This is a genomic window from Inquilinus limosus MP06, from assembly GCF_000767795.1.
Classification (GTDB): domain Bacteria; phylum Pseudomonadota; class Alphaproteobacteria; order DSM-16000; family Inquilinaceae; genus Inquilinus; species Inquilinus limosus_E.
In genome coordinates this window covers 1-621 of sequence record NZ_JANX01001131.1, presented here as the reverse complement: position 1 = coordinate 621, position 621 = coordinate 1, and the positions used below count along the sequence as shown (strand labels likewise).

Here is a 621-nt window from a genome sequence, read left to right as displayed (position 1 = left end):
AGATAGGCGATCACGTTCAGCCGGTCCTCTTCCTTCGGCAGGCCGGGGAAGACCATCTTGGTGCCGGGCACCAGGGCCTTGGGACCGGCGAGATACTTGTCGAGCGTCGCCTGGTCCCAGGTCAGATGGGCGTCCTTCATGGCCTGGGAGTAGTTGAAGCCCTCGAGCGTGCCCGAGGTGCGGCCGACCACGCCGTGCAGCGAGGGCCCGAGCTTGTTGGTGCCGGCCTCGACGGAATGGCACGCTTGGCATTTGGCGAAGACCTGCTTGCCCTTGGCGGCGTCGCCGGCCGCATCCTGGGCATGGGCCATCATCGGCAGGGTGAGTGCCGCGACAGCCGCGAAAAGCGAAAACCCTCGCATCTCGGACGTCCTCCTGCTGGGCCGGACGGGCCGGCGTTCCGCTTGGGCCCGGCATGGGCCGAAGCCCGCCGAACCTGCCCGCTCGAGGGGCGGGATTGGGCCGACTGTATGAACCGCCCGGAGTCCCGACAAGGCGAGAACGGACAACTGAGACCAAAGTCCAATTCAGCCGCGCGGCAAAAGCGCGCCCTGTTGTCCGGGCCATTGCGGGAGATGCAGGATGCCGCCATCCGCGGGCGCAGGACAGCCGGAACGGCCG

1 protein-coding gene is annotated in these 621 nt (G+C 68.0%); it reads right to left on the bottom strand.

What is annotated here, in order from left to right; translation table 11 throughout:
- A partial coding sequence (locus P409_RS35615) for a c-type cytochrome (protein WP_034849904.1) occupies positions 1–362 on the bottom strand: 362 nt, incomplete at its 3' end.
- Between the last annotated feature and the right edge of the window lie 259 nt (positions 363–621).